The organism is Bradyrhizobium sp. i1.15.2, from assembly GCF_040548425.1.
Taxonomy (GTDB): domain Bacteria; phylum Pseudomonadota; class Alphaproteobacteria; order Rhizobiales; family Xanthobacteraceae; genus Bradyrhizobium; species Bradyrhizobium canariense.
Genome location: NZ_JBEPRQ010000042.1, coordinates 1 through 15,497 on the forward strand (window position 1 = coordinate 1; position 15,497 = coordinate 15,497).

11 protein-coding genes are annotated in these 15,497 nt (G+C 59.1%); all 11 read right to left on the minus strand.

The window, feature by feature from the left end; translation table 11 throughout:
- Nucleotides 1-98 precede the first annotated feature (98 nt).
- Nucleotides 99-1,217: a TlpA disulfide reductase family protein gene (locus tag ABIB80_RS36930; RefSeq protein ID WP_354129381.1), complete on the minus strand. Its 1,119-nt coding sequence runs from the start codon at nt 1,215-1,217 to the stop codon at nt 99-101.
- Between the two features lie 789 nt (nt 1,218-2,006).
- Nucleotides 2,007-4,109, minus strand: a complete 2,103-nt coding sequence (locus ABIB80_RS36935) for a prolyl oligopeptidase family serine peptidase (RefSeq protein WP_354129382.1) — start codon at nt 4,107-4,109, stop codon at nt 2,007-2,009.
- Nucleotides 4,110-4,255: 146 nt separating this feature from the next.
- The gene (gene fdxB, locus ABIB80_RS36940; RefSeq protein ID WP_354129383.1) at nt 4,256-4,540 is read right to left on the minus strand and encodes a ferredoxin III, nif-specific; all 285 of its coding nucleotides are present in this window, start codon (nt 4,538-4,540) and stop codon (nt 4,256-4,258) included.
- Between the two features lie 13 nt (nt 4,541-4,553).
- Nucleotides 4,554-4,754, minus strand: a complete 201-nt coding sequence (locus ABIB80_RS36945; RefSeq protein ID WP_354129384.1) for a CCE_0567 family metalloprotein — start codon at nt 4,752-4,754, stop codon at nt 4,554-4,556.
- Nucleotides 4,755-4,761: 7 nt separating this feature from the next.
- Nucleotides 4,762-5,232, minus strand: coding sequence for a NifX-associated nitrogen fixation protein (locus tag ABIB80_RS36950; protein WP_354129385.1), 471 nt, complete (start codon nt 5,230-5,232; stop codon nt 4,762-4,764).
- Nucleotides 5,233-5,242: 10 nt separating this feature from the next.
- Nucleotides 5,243-5,638 (minus strand): nitrogen fixation protein NifX, encoded by a 396-nt coding sequence (nifX, locus tag ABIB80_RS36955; protein ID WP_354129386.1) that lies wholly within the window; start codon nt 5,636-5,638, stop codon nt 5,243-5,245.
- Nucleotides 5,635-7,041 (minus strand): nitrogenase iron-molybdenum cofactor biosynthesis protein NifN, encoded by a 1,407-nt coding sequence (gene nifN / locus ABIB80_RS36960; protein ID WP_354129387.1) that lies wholly within the window; start codon nt 7,039-7,041, stop codon nt 5,635-5,637. The genes nifX and nifN overlap by 4 nt, the downstream gene beginning before the upstream one ends.
- A 9-nt stretch (nt 7,042-7,050) precedes the next feature.
- Nucleotides 7,051-8,694 carry a nitrogenase iron-molybdenum cofactor biosynthesis protein NifE gene (gene nifE / locus ABIB80_RS36965; protein ID WP_354129388.1) on the minus strand — a complete coding sequence of 548 codons (1,644 nt, stop codon included), beginning with the start codon at nt 8,692-8,694 and terminating at the stop codon, nt 7,051-7,053.
- A 117-nt stretch (nt 8,695-8,811) separates the two neighbouring features.
- Nucleotides 8,812-10,371, minus strand: coding sequence for a nitrogenase molybdenum-iron protein subunit beta (nifK, locus tag ABIB80_RS36970; RefSeq protein WP_354129389.1), 1,560 nt, complete (start codon nt 10,369-10,371; stop codon nt 8,812-8,814).
- Nucleotides 10,372-10,452: 81 nt separating this feature from the next.
- Nucleotides 10,453-11,955 (minus strand): nitrogenase molybdenum-iron protein alpha chain, encoded by a 1,503-nt coding sequence (gene nifD / locus ABIB80_RS36975; protein ID WP_354129390.1) that lies wholly within the window; start codon nt 11,953-11,955, stop codon nt 10,453-10,455.
- 1,672 nt (nt 11,956-13,627) lie between these two features.
- Nucleotides 13,628-15,118 carry a S10 family peptidase gene (locus tag ABIB80_RS36980; protein ID WP_502918771.1) on the minus strand — a complete coding sequence of 497 codons (1,491 nt, stop codon included), beginning with the start codon at nt 15,116-15,118 and terminating at the stop codon, nt 13,628-13,630.
- Between the last annotated feature and the right edge of the window lie 379 nt (nt 15,119-15,497).

Consider the following 15,497-nt stretch of genomic DNA (forward strand, 5'->3'; position numbering starts at 1 on the left):
CGCCATCTTCGGCGCACCTTGGGCGTCCCGCGGCACCCGCTTCTGGGTCACCGCTCGTCCGCTCGCGAGCCGCATTTTCTTAAATTCAGGCCAAGAATTCAGCCCAAGGCGCTCTTCGTCCCCGAGAACGGCTTTGCCTCCTCATCCTTGTACTTGGCCAAGGTCTCAAGCAACAGACGCAGGTAGTGCGCCTTCTGTTCAGCCCCCATGGGCCCCGGGCCGTCCAGCGACTTCACCGCCGACTCAACTAACTCGACCGCACGATCGTTGTCGCCGCTTTGGTAATAATACTGAGCGACCGCCACATAGGACAGAAACTTGGGGCCGGCCGGGCCTTCTGGAGAGTTCAGCGCGAGGATGTGTTCGGCCAAGTCTTTGCCAATCGCAAAGCGATCAGAATGCGGGACATCAGAGTTCTTCTCCGCTGGATTAGAGAGTTTGCGGATCGCTTGCACCTTCCACAACTCGGATTGTTTTTCGATCGCATCGCGAGCCAATTGACGCATAACGGGTACTCCCGTCTGCATGTCCTGGATTTTGTGCAGGAGCAGATCCGCGTGCACTAGCCGAACGTTGATGTCGTCCGGCATCACTGCGACGCCCTCTCTAGCGTCCGAAAGCGCCGTCGACGAATTCTGCGCCTTCAGCGGCAGTCCAAGTTTGCCCCAGAATGCTTGCATCCGGGCTTTCTCGCGCATTTCAGCTTCTGCTTCAGCGATTCGCCCAGCGTCCGCTGCTTCGGCTTCATCGCTGGTGCGCCAGGTGCCATTTACGATTTTTGGAAACACGTCATACAGTTGCATCGGGTGACCGATAAAGGCGACGTGACCGTCACGGTCGATGACGAATGAGGTGGGGATAGTGTTAGAAAAACTGGGCGCCATCCAAGACTTCTTCATTTTTCCCGCGTAATCGAACGCAATCCGAAAGTTCAGCTTGGCGCCTTTCTTGGTCAACCACGCATCCAAGTTTGTTCGCGCCTCCTCGGCCGTTGAGCCTTGCTCGGAAGCTGCAACTGCAATGATCTCAATTCGGCTATCGTCGTATTTCTCTTGCAGCTTCGCGAGATGGGGCATCTCCGCCACACATCCGCCGCACCAAGTCGCCCAAAACTCGACAATATACAGCGTCCCCGGCTTAAAGTTGGTGAGGGGCTCGCCACGTATCCAGCCTTCCACCCTGATCGGAGGAGCTGGCGACTCCATACGAAGAATCATGTTGTTCTCCGAATCTATGCCCAAACCTTCGCGCGATTGTAAGCGCAAGCTCGTTTGTCTCTAAGAAACGCGGCACGAGTTCAATGAACGAGAGAGCACGTCTCCATGCACTCCGCCCGACACCGTGCTCAATCTCAGCAGCAATGCCCGTGCCAACGCCGGCAACGAACACCACGCACCTGATTCGGTCCAAGATTGCCTCGGCGGCTCAATACGACGTGCGTTTGTAGCTAACGGTCTCGTTCGATGTCAGACATCGGACGCGGGTCGTGCGCTTCGGGCCGCGGGGTTTGTGCCTCGCCCATCATGGCGATCGCTCATGGCGTTTTGACGATCGCTGCCGTAACCGCCGGCGCGCGGCACCGGCAAATAGCTGTTGGTATGAGCCTCGCTCGCTCTGCCCGTCTGACTGCTTCCAAAAGAAAGCGCGGCCGCGGCTGCTGGAAGATAATCCTGTCGCCGAATTGACCGCCTGCGGAACGTACAAAAGGCAATTCGAACTTTAAATCGCGAGCTTTTGTGAGGATACATTCTAAAGGGCAGACAAGACGCAGTCCAGTCACGGTCCTGGAAGATCACGCGCAGTACCGGGCTGAGATACAGCACGCAAGTGAGGTCATAGAGTTGGTGAAGAGAAACGGTCGTTATCAAAGTCCCGGCGAGACGCTAACTCCACCATGCGTTGGTTCAAGCGCGCAGGATCTTGAATCGGTCGTGCGGGAGTTCTGGACTTCGGTCACAGCGCTCTCGCACTGGTCGATATCGTACGAATGTCATTTGGCAATTGCATTACCTGGCTGACGCCTCCCCCTCATGCCAGCCAATCTTGCTCTTCAGAAATTCAAAGCCCAGCGCTTCGAGGCCGGCGCGCTCCTTGTTGTCCTTGCCGTGGCCGTGCCCGCCCGCCGCCGGTTCGTAGAAATAAGCCTCATAGCCCATCGCCTGGAGCTTTGCGGCCATTTTGCGCGCATGTCCGGGATGGACGCGGTCGTCCCGCCGCCTCGTGGCGATCAGGATTGGCGGGTAGGGCTGGCCGGGTTTTGCGTTGTGATAGGCGGAATAGGTCTTCAGCCATTCCCAGTCCTCGGGCTTGTCAGGGTCGCCATACTCCGCGATCCAGCTCGCGCCGGCAAGCAGCTTGGTGTAGCGGCGCATGTCGGTCAGCGGGACGGTGCAGAACAGCGCGCCGAAACGCTCCGGGTATCGCGTCAGCATGTTGGTAATGAGGATGCCGCCGTTCGATCCGCCCTTGGCTGCGATCCGTTTCGCTTTCGTGACACCGCGGCGGATGAGATCGGCGGCAACAGCTGCGAAATCGTCATGCGACAGCTTCTTGCCGGCGAGCCGGCCAGCCTCGTGCCATCGCGTGCCGAACTCGCCGCCGCCGCGCAAATTCGCCTGCACAACGGTTCCGCCGCGCTCCAGCCACAGCTTGCCGAGCGACGAACTATAATATGGTTTCACCGAGCGACCGAGGCTGCCATAGGCGGTCATATAGACCGGCGCATCCCCCGTTTCGCCTGCGGGGCCGGTCTGCACATAGGGGATATGCTTGCCATCGATCGAGATCGCCTCATGCTGCGTCACCACCAAGCCATCGGCGGTGAAGGTCTTCGATGCCTGCTTCAACACGACAGGACTTTCGACGCCACGCTCGATCAACAGCAGCGAGGGCGGCGTGAGCGGGTCCTGCACTTCGGCGAGCAAGTCGCCGTTGCTCTCAGACGGATGACCATCGAGCGGCCAGACGTCGACCACGCCGATTTCGGGAAGCCCGTCGAGTATCGCGCGGCTCCAGCCCGTGGCGAATGGCGTGCAGATCTGGAATTGCGGCTTAAGTTCGTCGAGGATCGAGAGCACCAGTCTGCCGGCAGTCCAGAACAAGTCCTGCAATGCGCGCCGCGGTCCGGGCTCGAACAGGAGCGAAAAGTCGCGGCTGCCTGCAAGGAAAGCCGAAAGCGAGATGCCGAGGACGGCATCGGTGGCATAGGTTCGGCCTCCGGTCGACCAGGGCTGGCGCAGCTTCATCGCAAACCAGTCGCCATGCGCCTGCATCCAGATGCCGGACGGGAGCTCGAGCTTCGTGGTGGTGCCGGCGTGATCGCGCAGCCAGATGCGCTGGTTGAAGAAGTCGATCCGATCGATGATCCAGGTACGCGGGACCGCGCCGGTATGGTCCGCGAGGCCATAGACACGCATGTGATCAGCCGCGGTCTCGAAGATCACTTCTGCTCGATCCACAGGTTCGCCACGACACCACAGGCGAACGGTCCTCGAATATCCGGAGCTCGTGACCATGCCCTCGCCATGGGCGCTGGACAGCAGCAGCGTGTCCGTGTCGAGCCAGTCGACGCTGCCCTTGGCTTCCGGCATCGCAAAGCCGTCCGCAACGAAACTCCTCGTGTTGGCGTCGAATTCCCGCAAGGTGACGGCATCGCTGCCGCCGCGCGAGAGGCTTAAGATGTATCGCGGGCTTCCCGGCAGTGAGCCTATCGAGCTCAGTAGCCAGTCTTCGCGCTCGCTTGCTGCAAGCTGGTCGATATCCAGCACGATCTCCCACGCCGGATTGGGTCTTCGAAACTCCGCCATTGTTGTCCGCCGCCACAGCCCGCGCGGGTTGGTGGCATCCTTCCAGAGATTGTGAAGATGGCTGCCGCGGCGCCTGACATAGGGGATCTTGTCAGCCCGATCGTAAATCGCGGTCAGCGCATCGCGATCTCGTCCCGCGGCCGCTCCGCCGAACAGCCGCAGCGTTCTGCTATTCTGCCGCTCGACGAAGTTCAACGCCCGTCCGCCTTCGATCTTTTCCAACCATAGATAGGGATCATCATCTGGAGTCGAGGCCGTTGGCCTTTCAATCCGCGACTTCAACGGCACACCTTTTTTTACCATGGTTCACTCCAAGCTTAGCATTGACGCGCACTTTCGACAGGGTTCAAGGCTTCGCGCCGTACATGTTCGTCGGCGCGATGCCGGATCTCCCGAGCTACCCTTGTTTGTGACAAACCACCCCTGTTCAAAGCGAGAGAAGAGTCGGTTCAAGCAGCTGGCGCGTGGGTCTGACAGTTTGTCGGGCAGACCCGGGCGCAGGCGCCGCAGCCGATGCAGGCCCCCTCGTCCTTCATCACCATGACCTTCTTTTCGACCTCATCATCGTCCTCATCGAGATCGATCATCTCGCCGTCCTCGCTCAGGCCCTTTAGCGTCATGACCTCGCGGCCGCAGACCTTGTAGCAGCGGCCGCAGCCGATGCACTTGTTTGGATCGATCCAAACCAGGTAGTCCGGCCTCCAATCGCGGCCGTCGCGGGTCCTGTATGACATCGCTTGAAGTCCGTTATGCTTTGTGTAGCGCCTGGAGATCTTGGCGCTTGCTTTCGAGCTCGCTGAAGGCGTCGTGAGCCTTCTGCGCCACGCTCAGGATCGCGGTCCAGTTGACGGGCAGTTCCTCGGAGAGGTCGTGGAGGTCCATCTTGGCCTGGGTCGCTTTGGCCGACAGCTTCTTTATTTCCGCTTTCAGGCTTTCATGATCGCTCATACTTGCCTCAATAATTCGCCACTTCCGGGAACTCGCGGATCATCTCAACACCACTATTGACGATTTCGTCGCCTTGGTCGGCAAGATGACACAGATTGTTGAAACCAAAGCGATGCACGTCCCGTAGCTGCTTGCTCGCGACAACGAGCCGGCCCCCGATCAGCACCATCCGACCGAACCCTTCATGATGCATCTTCAGCATTGGCGAGATCATCACGCCCGTCGCCTTCTCGATCGAGAGCGCAATGGCGTCAAAGAACAACTGCAGTCGCCATATCGTGTCGGGGTCGGGATTGCCAACGATCGGCAGCGCACGGCGCTTGCACTTGTCCAGAATGTAGGGGTCTAGCAGGTCGAGGTCCTTCTTGCCCTCCCAGGCGCCGTGGGTGTCCTGGGCGCGCCAGATCTTGATGAGCTCTTTGAGAAATGGCCGCTCTGCCGCGGGGGCGGCTGGAGTGATTTCAGACCGATCGGGCATCCTCTTTCCCTCAGGCTTCGAAATCCACCGTACGTTGCGAGCTTTTGGTGAGCAGCTTCCGCAGCCAGGGCGGCGGCGACCCCTTCAGCACGGTCTCGAGTTTGACGCAAAGGTCGTCGATGGGCTCTGGTTGCAGCACCTTCATCGGATGGATGTTGCTCGCGACGACTCGCGCAGCACCCGAGCCGCCGATCGCCGCAACATAGAGGATGGCGCAGTCCCTGATCGCCTGGATCTTCGGCGTCAGCTTATCCTCATTGCCGTCTTCCGTGAGGTCACCGCCGAACTGAACCGCCTCAATAAACTGATGCCCGTCCGAGTCGACCTCGTAGATCACGATGTTCCTGGCCCAGCCGAAGTGCGCATCGACGTGCTTCAAGTCCTGAGTGGCGAATGCAACTTTCATCCGTGTTTTTTCTCTTCCTGCTCAATGCAACTGGGGCGGATGGACCTGCAGGTCACCGCAGGTGATGGCCAGGTGTCGGGCGTCGGCCCATGGTTGGTTTCGCGGTCGGCGATGATCAGATTGGCGATATCAAAGATCAGATCACGCGTGCCGCGATAGCCAACGCTCGTGAGGTGCGCAGCGCCAAGGCGATCGAACATCGGAAAGCCCACCCGGAGGAACGGAACATTGAGTCGCGAAGCGGCCTGGCGACCGTGTGAATGCGACATCAAGAGGTCGCAGTCACGTGACCTGGCGAGCTCTTCAAGATCCTCCAGATCGCCGATCAGGACGTCCTCGGTCCTGACCCGCTGGAGCACCGGTGAGTTCGTCGTCGTCACCGCAGCCGTTACCTGCGCCCCCATCTCGTGAAGGAAGCTGGAGAGATCGAATAACAAGTCCGGCTCGGCGCCGATCGCGAGCTTGCGGCCGCCGATATGGAAATGGGCATCCAGCATGGCGTCTGCCAGCTGTCCACGCTGCCGGCGGTATTTCGAGGGCACCGACCGGCCGCTGATCTCGCTCAGAAACGCGATGAATTCGTCACTTGGCATAAGGCCGCAGAGCCGCTCGAACAGACGGAACGGCGTGCCTGTCCGCGCCTGCATGATCTCGGCCGCACGGCGCATTTGCGCGCCGATCGCGATCGTCCAGGCCGCCTGCCCCATGGTCGTGATCTCGTCCATTCCAATGCCGCCGATCGTGGTCGGCGTGAATTCGTCGGGGATGTGGCCATCCAGCGAACCGGCAACGTCCGGCAGGAAGGAGGGCTTGAGCCCAAAATCCTCAAACATCGTGCGAAGCTCGTCGAGATCGCCGGGCGTGAGGTGGCAGCCAGGTAGCACGTTGACGCGGGAGCCATCGCGCGATCTCGCTGCGTCGACGGGAGCCACGAGCACCTCGATCATCCGCGCCACTGTTTTGCCCCAGCCATCCTGAAAGGCATCCTTGAAATCCGGCGTCGAGACGTAGACAAGGGGAAGCTTTTCGAGCTGCGGATGCTTCTGCCGGATCAACCGGATGAAGGCCTCGACGTCATCGCCGTTGGTCTCGGTAACGCCTGTCGAATTGATACCAATGATCTCGGGCTCGACGCGATTGTAGATGCTGAGGATCGCCTGTTCGAGATTCTCGAGACCGCCGAGCACGGTGGCAACCTCGTTCATGGCGGTCGTCTGCATCGGCACGGCTTCGTTGAAATGGCGCACGAACAGCGTCAGCCCGAAGGAGGCGCAACCTTGCGGGCCGTGCAAAAGCGGCATCGCGCCGCGCAGGCCCATGAAGGCAAATGAGCCGCCGATCGGCTGGCTCATCTTGAGCGGATTGACCGAACAGGCTTTCTTCGAGGCAGTGACGATCGCCATGTCGTTCTCCTACTCCGCCGCCTGCAGCGCCGGGGGCTGGAGATCGGAAAGAGTGTCCTTACAAGCAAGGCCCCTTGCGGTGGAATTGGTGCACGGCTTGGCGGGCTCGACGAAGTTCGGGCCATGCGCCGCACTCGCGCGCTCACCATCGCCGACCTCACTTTTGTTGGAGAAACTTATCGTCTTGACGCCGTTCGTGTTCGCGCTCCGAACTGGATCAACGGTTTGCGCATCCATCTGCGCAACCGTCTTTGCCTGACGCTTCCAATCGAACTCATCCCAAGGCGCCTCTTGGCGGAGCTGATCCCATATCGGATTGTAGAGCGCTTTCTCGATCTCCTCCATGAGCTTGACAATCCCGACATAGCCCATATAGGCGTGGCAGCGCTCCTGGTTGATATCGAGCCATGGCGTCGCCGCCTTTAGTGCGACGAATTGCGACTTGCCGCCCGAAAGCATGATGTCGGCTTTTGCGTCCTTGAGGAACTTGTAGATCTCGGGCGGTGACATGTCCTCGATCATGTGGGCGTGCTGGCCCAATATTCCCTTGATACGTTCCTTGTCCTTCTCGGTCGATTTCTTCACGGACGTGCCGACGATTTCGAGCCCGGCCTCCTGCAAAGCGGCTACCATCGACCAGGATTTCACGCCACCGGTGATGAGAACGACCCTCTTGCCGACAAAACGCGGCTTGAAACGTTCGATCGCAGTCCAGGCTTTGGTCTCTTCGCGTACGATCAGGGCTTGCGTTCGTTCCATCAGCTCAGCCGGCGCGCCACGTTCGATTAGCATGCGGGCGATTTGGCGCAGTGAATCGCTGGAATCCTCAACACCGTAGAACGAGCCTTCAAAAAACGGGATGCCGTAGCGCTGCCTCATCTTGCGTGCGACGTTGATCATTGCTTTTGAGCAGACCATCATCGCGGCCTTGGCTCGGTGCGAATAAGCGACCTCGCGGTACTTGCCGTCCCCCGAGATGCAGGACAGGATCCGAATTCCGAGCTCATCGAGCAGCGGCTTGACCTGCCAGAGCTCGCCGGACAGGTTATATTCGCCGATGATGTTGATGTCATACGGAGTGGTGTAATCGGGCTCTCCGGTACCGATGACGTGCTCCAGCAGTGCTTCGCCTGCGAGCTTGTTACCAAGGTTCTTCGACCCCACAAATCCCGGTGCATTGATGGGAATGACCGGTTTGCCGAATTTGGCGGAGGCCGCCTTGCAGACCATATCGATGTCGTCACCGATCATCGCGGGCACGCACGTCTGGTAGACGAAGATGGCCTGTGGGTCGTATTTCTCTGTGATCTCCTTGACTGCGCTGTACAGCCGTTTCTCGCCGCCGAACACGACGTCGTTCTCGCTCATGTCAGTGGTGAAGCCTCTGCGCCACAGATCGGAGCCGGAGGAGGCGGAACCGCGATTGTCCCAGGAATTGCCCTCACAGGCGATTGGACCATGCACAAGATGGGCGACATCGGTGAAGGGCTGCAGTGCGATTTTGGCGCCATCGAAGGCACACCCGCCGGCGGCCCCGCCCGGCTTCAGCTGCTTGGTGCATCCATTCTTGCGCTCGATGTTCGATTTGCTCGCGTTCCTGGCGCAGCCCGGTTCGTTAAAGACGTCCAGTATGGTCGTGGAAAGCGCAGTCATGGTGTCTCTTTCGGGGATATCAAGACGCCGCACAGACCAAGAGGATGGCCGGCGGATAACCTGTGATCCCCGCCACAGCGCCGCTGTTCCTGCGGACGATGAGGCGGGGCGCTCGCCTTAGCGTATGATGTCGAAGCTGTAGTCTGTCTTGCCGACCGAGCTGGTTTTTCTATCGATCTCATCAAAGATCTTGTCGAGAATCTTGACCAGCACATTCATGCTGCCCTGATAGCCGCACACTGGGTAACGATGGTGATGATGGCGATCGAAGATGGGAAACCCGATGCGGATTAGCGGTGTTCCAGTGTCACGCTCGAGATATTTGCCGTAGGTGTTTCCGATCAGGAAATCGACCGGCTCTGTGAACAGGAGCGAACGCATGTGCCAGAGATCCTTGCCCGGGAAGGCGCGGCAGTTTTTACCGAACGGCGAGCTCGCGAACAGCGCCTGCATTTTCTGCTGCCAGGCCTTACCCCCGTTCGTCGAGAGCACGTGCGTGGGCTCAGCGCCGAGCTCTAACAAGAATGCGGCCAGGCCATAGCAGAGGTCTGGATCGCCGTAGATCGCGAACTTCTTGCCGTGAACATGCGCGCTAGAGTCAGCCATTGCGTCTATCAGACGCCCGCGCTCCCGCTCCAGCGCATTTGGAATTGCCTTGTTGGTGATACGCGACAGCGTCATCAGGAAATCGTCCGTAGCGCTGACGCCCAGGGGGTGATTGAAGGCGACGACCTCTTGGTCGTGCCCCTTGACGAAGGCCAACGTCTTCTCCGTACAATATTGCTGCATGGAGATGGTTGCCTTCGCGTGGACTGCGTTCGCGGCATCCTTCAGCGTGGTGCCGCCGTCATACATGCGGAACTCGCCGTCGGTGGGGGTGTCGAATACGTCACTGGCATCCGCGAGGATGGTGTAGCCGATCCCCATCAGTTCGAATATGCGCTTTATCTCACGCATGTTGCCGACAGTGTAGCCGTCGAAGCCGCCGATGAAGTTGATCGTGTTGTTCGCTTTGCGCTGGAGTTTTGGCGCCGTGCCGGCTTTGCCGTCCCAAAAATGCTCGAGGATGCCCTTGAGCATGTTGTCGTAGCCGGTAACGTGGCTGCCGACGAATGCAGGAGTGTGAGCGAATGGTACATCGTAGTCCGCGGGGACTGAACCTTTTTCCTTGGATGTTTTGATGAAGGCGTTGAGGTCGTCGCCGATGACTTCCGCCATGCAGGTCGTCGCGACCGCGATCATTTTCGGCTTGTACATGTTGTAGCTGTTGGCAAGCCCGTCGGTAAGATTGTTGAGCCCGCCGAACACGGCCGCGTCTTCCGTCATCGACGAGGAGACGCACGAGGTCGGCTCCTTGAAGTGCCGTGACAGATGGCTGCGATAATACGCGACGCAGCCCTGTGAGCCGTGGACGAACGGCAGTGTGCGCTCGAACCCGAGCGCGGCGAACACCGCACCTAGCGGCTGGCAAGCCTTCGCCGGATTAACCGTTAGCGCCTCGCGGGCAAAGTTCTTCTCGCGGTATTCGTGTGTCTTGGACCATTCTCTGATACGGTCGACTTCGGCGGGATCATGCGGATTCTCAAATAGCGCCTTCTTATTGGCCAGCATCTGCTGGTATTCGTCTCCCCGGAAAAGCTCAGAGTGGTCGAGTATGTGTTCGGCGTTCTGTGTCATGATGGCACTCTTTAGGTTCTTGTGTTCGTTCTCCTGCCCTTCCCCTCCTCCGCGGAAGAAAGGGCCCGGGCGTCGGGGTTCCTATTCCGCCGCCAGAAGGCTCGGCCGCGGAGCGTCCTTCCAAGGTGCCGTGGTCTTCCCCCAGATCGGGGAATTGATCGCCATGTCCATGTCTCGGGCGAAGATCGCGAAGCCGTCATAGCCGTGATAAGGACCCGAGTAGTCCCAGGAATGCATTTGGCGGAACGGCACGCCCATTTTCTGGAAGACGTATTTTTCCTTGATACCGGAACCGACGAGGTCTGGCCGGATGTTTTCGACGAAGCGCTCGAATTCGTAGCCGGTGATATCGTCGTAGATCAGCGTGCCATCTTTGACGTAGTGCTGAGCGGTGCGCTGGTAGTCATCGTTATGCCCGAACTCATAGCCAGTGCCGACAACATCCATGCCGAGGTCCTCGTAGGCGCCAATGACATGGCGAGGACGTAAGCCGCCGACGAACAGCATTACGGTCTTGCCTTCGAGCCGCGGCAGGTATTTCGCGGTCACCGCGTCGACAAGCGGCTGATATTTCGCGATGACGCGCTCGGCGCCTTCTTTGATCTTATCGTCGAAGAAGCTTGCAATTTTGCGCAACGACTCCGCGATTTTGGAAGGGCCGAAGAAGTTGTACTCGCACCAGGGAATCCCGAATTTTTCCTCCATGTGCCGTGAGATGTAGTTCATCGAGCGATAGCAATGCAATATGTTGAGCTTCGCCTTCGGCGTCGCCTCCAATTCAGCGAGCGATCCATCCCCGGACCACTGGGCGATGACGCGCAGGCCCATTTCTTCGAGCAGGATCCGTGACGACCAGGCATCGCCGCCGATGTTGTAGTCGCCGATAATCGCAACGTCATATGGCGTCGGCTCAAATTTAGAGCTGGCCTCTGGGGCGCTCTTGTCAAAGATCCAATCTCGAACTGCATCGTTCGCGATGTGATGTCCGAGCGATTGTGACACACCACGAAAGCCCTCGCACCGCACAGGCACGATGGTTTTGCCGCCATATTCCTTTGATTTTTCTCTGGAGACCGCCTCGATATCGTCGCCGATCAAACCGATCGGACATTCGGACTGAATGGTGATGCCCCTGTTGAGAGGAAATAGCTCCTGGAGCTCGTCGATCAGTTTTGTGATCTTTTTGTCGCCGCCGAACACGATATCCTTTTCCTGGAAATCGGAGGTGAACTGCAGTGTCACGAAGGTGTCGATGCCGGTCGTGCCGACGTAGTAGTTGCGCCGCGAGCCCCATGAGTACTGACCACAGCCGACCGGACCGTGGCTAATGTGGATCATGTCCTTGATCGGGCCCCAGACCACGCCTTTGGAGCCTGCGTAGGCGCAGCCACGGATGGTCATCACGCCCGGAATGGACTTGATATTCGACTTGACGCCGCAATCCGACTTCCCCGCCTCGTGAACACTGAGATGCTTGGCGCGCCTTTTGGCGGTCTTCTCTGGGTAGGCCTTCAACACCTCATCGATTAGCTGCTTGTTGCGCGCCTTGATCTCAGCGACGCTCTGGGTAGTTGCTCGGCTCATAGAAATTTCCCTTGATTGTCGCCTCAGACCATGAAGCGACGTGTTTCTGGTAGACGGACGGATTTCCGATCCGGCATTCAGGTGTAAGGCGTGCAATCTCCGTGACCGGTCCTACTGATCGCAACTTCGCGGCCTTCTGGATCATGCGGCAGCGGTCGTTCACGATGTTGTAGTTCATCTCGGCTGAGCGCTTGCGAGCGCGGTGTGTGTGACGCTGTTGATTTATCGACGGGATCGCTGACCAAGGTGCGTCTCGGTGAAGTCATGCCTATTCTCCGGCGGGTGGTCATATCGGCTTCTTTACTCACTGCCTGCCATCAGGGGCGTGTCCCTCTGCATGTTGTTGCAAAGGGCTAACAGCCGCCTCCTGCGCAGGGGTTTGCAATGAGTGTGCCAGCGCTGGTTGAATACAAAAACCCACATCTGTAGAGCTAGATAGTTGGCAGGATGCCGATTGTTAGAAACCTGACCCTTTCAGACACCGAGAGGCGTACCCGCCAACGGCCTGTCCGAAACAAAACAATCAGTTGCGCTCTCCGGGAAATTGACGCCGCCGAAGATCGGTTAACCTGCTCCAGCCCGTCGACGAAGTGTTCGATCGAACGCTGCCTCCAATGCGAACCATCCGATACTTTCGCAAAGGCAACGATCAAGCAGAACGCAGAACGTGCAGTGGGCCGCGCAGCCGCGTGACGAAAGCACGGGCACAGCGCTCCGTCGCTCAAGTGAGGCGAGGATCGTGTCGCGGCTAAAGGTATGGCGTCAAGGTTCGCGACCGCTGGCCTGCGCCCGCCACGAACGATCTTGCCGCAGGTTTGTAGCTGATCCCTGAATGTCGGAGAGGTCCAGTTTACCGAATGCGAGTGCTCGCTCAACTCGCAGACAGTTTCTTCGGCCTCGCCGAGGACCGCGACGTCGAACGCAGCGTTCAGGAACTCATCCGGATGAAAGGTCGGCCCGTAGCCGCAGGCGATCGTCGGGGGTTGTAGACCACGCTGATGAAGCAGCTGCATGACTTCTATTGCCCGAGCCATATTGGATTGCTAGCAGGAAATTCCAATTCACAGCGGAAGCGGCACCCGGGCTATCGAATCTACGATCTCGTCACTCGTCAGACCGCCCAGCCAACCGTCGATGATTTGAATATTCGCCCCCTTGCTTTCTGAGAATACTGGCCAGGTAACCGAGCCCCAATTGTTCCTCGGCGGCACGGTGCGTGATCGGCGCTGGCGTAGCCAGAACTATCGGCGGAATACCGCGCAAGGTAGGACTGCCTCGCGCAACCGAACCTCTCGGTATTCCGTGTACAGTTACGACTAGCTGTGAACGACACTCCAGAGGTGCTTCCCATTGACGCTCCGAAGATGCCAGTTGTGCAGAACTGCTCTCTGGAGAGATTCAGGTTGTACGTCAACAAGCTTGGCGCAATGCGGGGCAGATAGGAGCACTCAAGAAGCCGTTTTCCAGCACCGCGCAGAGTCGGGAAAGGCAAACCTCACCCGAGTCGGCAACAATGATGCGGCACAAGTGAAAAGAAGTAGGTTCCCCTAACCCATAACCAAACCCGGGGGAACCATGAACTTACATGCCGAAGCCGGCGCCATGAGCAGCTTCATCTGTAACTATGCTCGTGCGAACACGAGCATGCTTGGGACCTAGTTCGCGGTGCGGGTTACTCCATAATCGCTTCGGCCTCTGCACGAAACGCGTAGCGCGAGCCATCTCGTGAATAGAACATGTGGCCGCCTGGAAAGACTACGAGTTTGACGCGCGGTGCTGAGGCAAATGGCGGCAATTGGTCGAGCACGATCTGTGATCCGAGATAAGGCGTGGCGAGGTCAAACAGGCCGTGCCCGACTAGCAATTTCATCTTCGGGTCCGTTGCCAGAATCTGGCGCAGCTCCGAGAGCGACTCCGGAGGCCCGCGGCCGAAATCCCAAGCCCGCCTGACCGCGCCGTTGACTAGCTCATAGGAGCCGTCTGGCCGCCAGTTTAGCTTGCGCGTAAGGAGATCGACAGTGGCACTGGTCAGAGGTGCGAGCAGCGTGTCGCTCGACGGATCGCCGGAAAGATTGAAATCCGAGTCCGGAAACGGATCGAGGCCACGCACTGAGGCGTCATATCTGCCGATTAACATGCCGTTCTTACGATCGAACTCACGGCGAAACTCGGCGAGGTCGAAGCGGCCCGCGAGCCTGCGACTCACCGCCTGATCGATGCCGGTCAGCGCCGCGACCTTGTCGGCCAGACGCGTGGTCGCTTCCCTGTCCGCCTGACCTTTGATGAGGTCGGTCAGAAACTCTCCGCGTGCATAAGCTTCCACGTCGGCGAGATCGGCTCGCTTTACCGGACCCTCGGCTTCACGCAGGGTCGCGACGTAGCTCGGCAGTGTTGCGATGTATTGCAGCAAGCCAGTGCGGGCAAATTGGCCGTAGTCGAAGAGCGGCGAGACCATTATCAGGCCCTTGACTCCTATGCCCTGCCGCATCTGCAACTGGTGCACAACCTTTGGCCCGCGAATGCCCCCATAGCTTTCACCCACGATGTATTTCGGCGACAACAGCCGGTCATGCTCTTCGAGCCAGCGACGGACCACCAGCGCGAGCGCGTTGACGTCGCCGTCAACTGAAAAGAGCCGCTTGCGCACATCATCGCCGGTTCCCACGAAACGGCTATAGCCTGTGCCTACGGGGTCGATAAACACCAAATCGGTGAAATCGAGCCAAGTCTCCGCGTTTGGCCTCACCTCCGGAAAAGTGGATGGCGTGACCTCGTCTGCATTGATCGGCAGCCGCCACGGTCCGGCGTTGCCGAGCTGCAGCCAGGCCGATGATGAGCCCGGTCCTCCGTTGAAGAAGAACGTTACCGGGCGCGTACCGCGATCGATGCCGTCAAGCTGATAGGAGGTATAGACGATGTCGGCCTCCGGCTCGCCTTTCTCGTCGAACAGGCGGATGGAGCCGGCCGTCGCGATGAAAGAAAGCGTCCGCCCAGGGAGATCGAGCGTTTGCCTGGTGCTGGAGTCCGGCGGCAGGCGATGCTGCTCGGCGGCCGACGGCGTACTCGGCGCTTGGCCGGCGCGTTCGCCGGGGCCGCCGTTCTGGCCGGCTGGCGTCGTGGCATTGGCGCGCGGGGGCGGATTGTCTGCCTGCGCGCTCCCCATGATCCCGCTGGCAAAAAGGATCAACGCAACAGAGCTGCTGCGCAGTGCGGTCGACGACATAGAGGATCTCCTGTGCAGGGCTTGCATTGTTGGTGCCCGAAGCGTGTCTGTCAAAACCACCTAGTTACTAGCTCATGCGTGGGAACAACAAACCTACTAGAGTCAGCAGTTGTCACCGTCGGCGGGTGCAGATCATATGCCACCACCATCGCCAATCGCCCCGATTGGCGGCTTGACCGCTGGTCAGCTCAACGCGCTGGGCCTTCACGGCATGGCCAAGGCCTTCGTCGACATCGGAAGTCCCGCTCGATGTCGCGGGAACTGCTTCAGTTTTTGAGGGATCTCCGACAGCGATTTCGCAAAATTCTGGAAATACGTC

Bases quoted from the DNA above. Each gene is read 5' to 3' on its own strand.
- ABIB80_RS36945 (WP_354129384.1), bottom strand. From the start codon at position 4,754: ATGAGCGATCATGAAAGCCTGAAAGCGGAAATAAAGAAGCTGTCGGCC.
- nifE (WP_354129388.1), bottom strand. From the start codon at position 8,694: ATGACTGCGCTTTCCACGACCATACTGGACGTCTTTAACGAACCGGGC.
- nifD (WP_354129390.1), bottom strand. From the start codon at position 11,955: ATGAGCCGAGCAACTACCCAGAGCGTCGCTGAGATCAAGGCGCGCAAC.
- nifX (WP_354129386.1), bottom strand. From the start codon at position 5,638: ATGAAAGTTGCATTCGCCACTCAGGACTTGAAGCACGTCGATGCGCAC.
- nifN (WP_354129387.1), bottom strand. From the start codon at position 7,041: ATGGCGATCGTCACTGCCTCGAAGAAAGCCTGTTCGGTCAATCCGCTC.
- nifK (WP_354129389.1), bottom strand. From the start codon at position 10,371: ATGACACAGAACGCCGAACACATACTCGACCACTCTGAGCTTTTCCGG.
- fdxB (WP_354129383.1), bottom strand. From the start codon at position 4,540: ATGTCATACAGGACCCGCGACGGCCGCGATTGGAGGCCGGACTACCTG.
- ABIB80_RS36930 (WP_354129381.1), bottom strand. From the start codon at position 1,217: ATGATTCTTCGTATGGAGTCGCCAGCTCCTCCGATCAGGGTGGAAGGC.
- ABIB80_RS36950 (WP_354129385.1), bottom strand. From the start codon at position 5,232: ATGCCCGATCGGTCTGAAATCACTCCAGCCGCCCCCGCGGCAGAGCGG.
- ABIB80_RS36935 (WP_354129382.1), bottom strand. From the start codon at position 4,109: ATGGTAAAAAAAGGTGTGCCGTTGAAGTCGCGGATTGAAAGGCCAACG.
- ABIB80_RS36980 (WP_502918771.1), bottom strand. From the start codon at position 15,118: ATGGGGAGCGCGCAGGCAGACAATCCGCCCCCGCGCGCCAATGCCACG.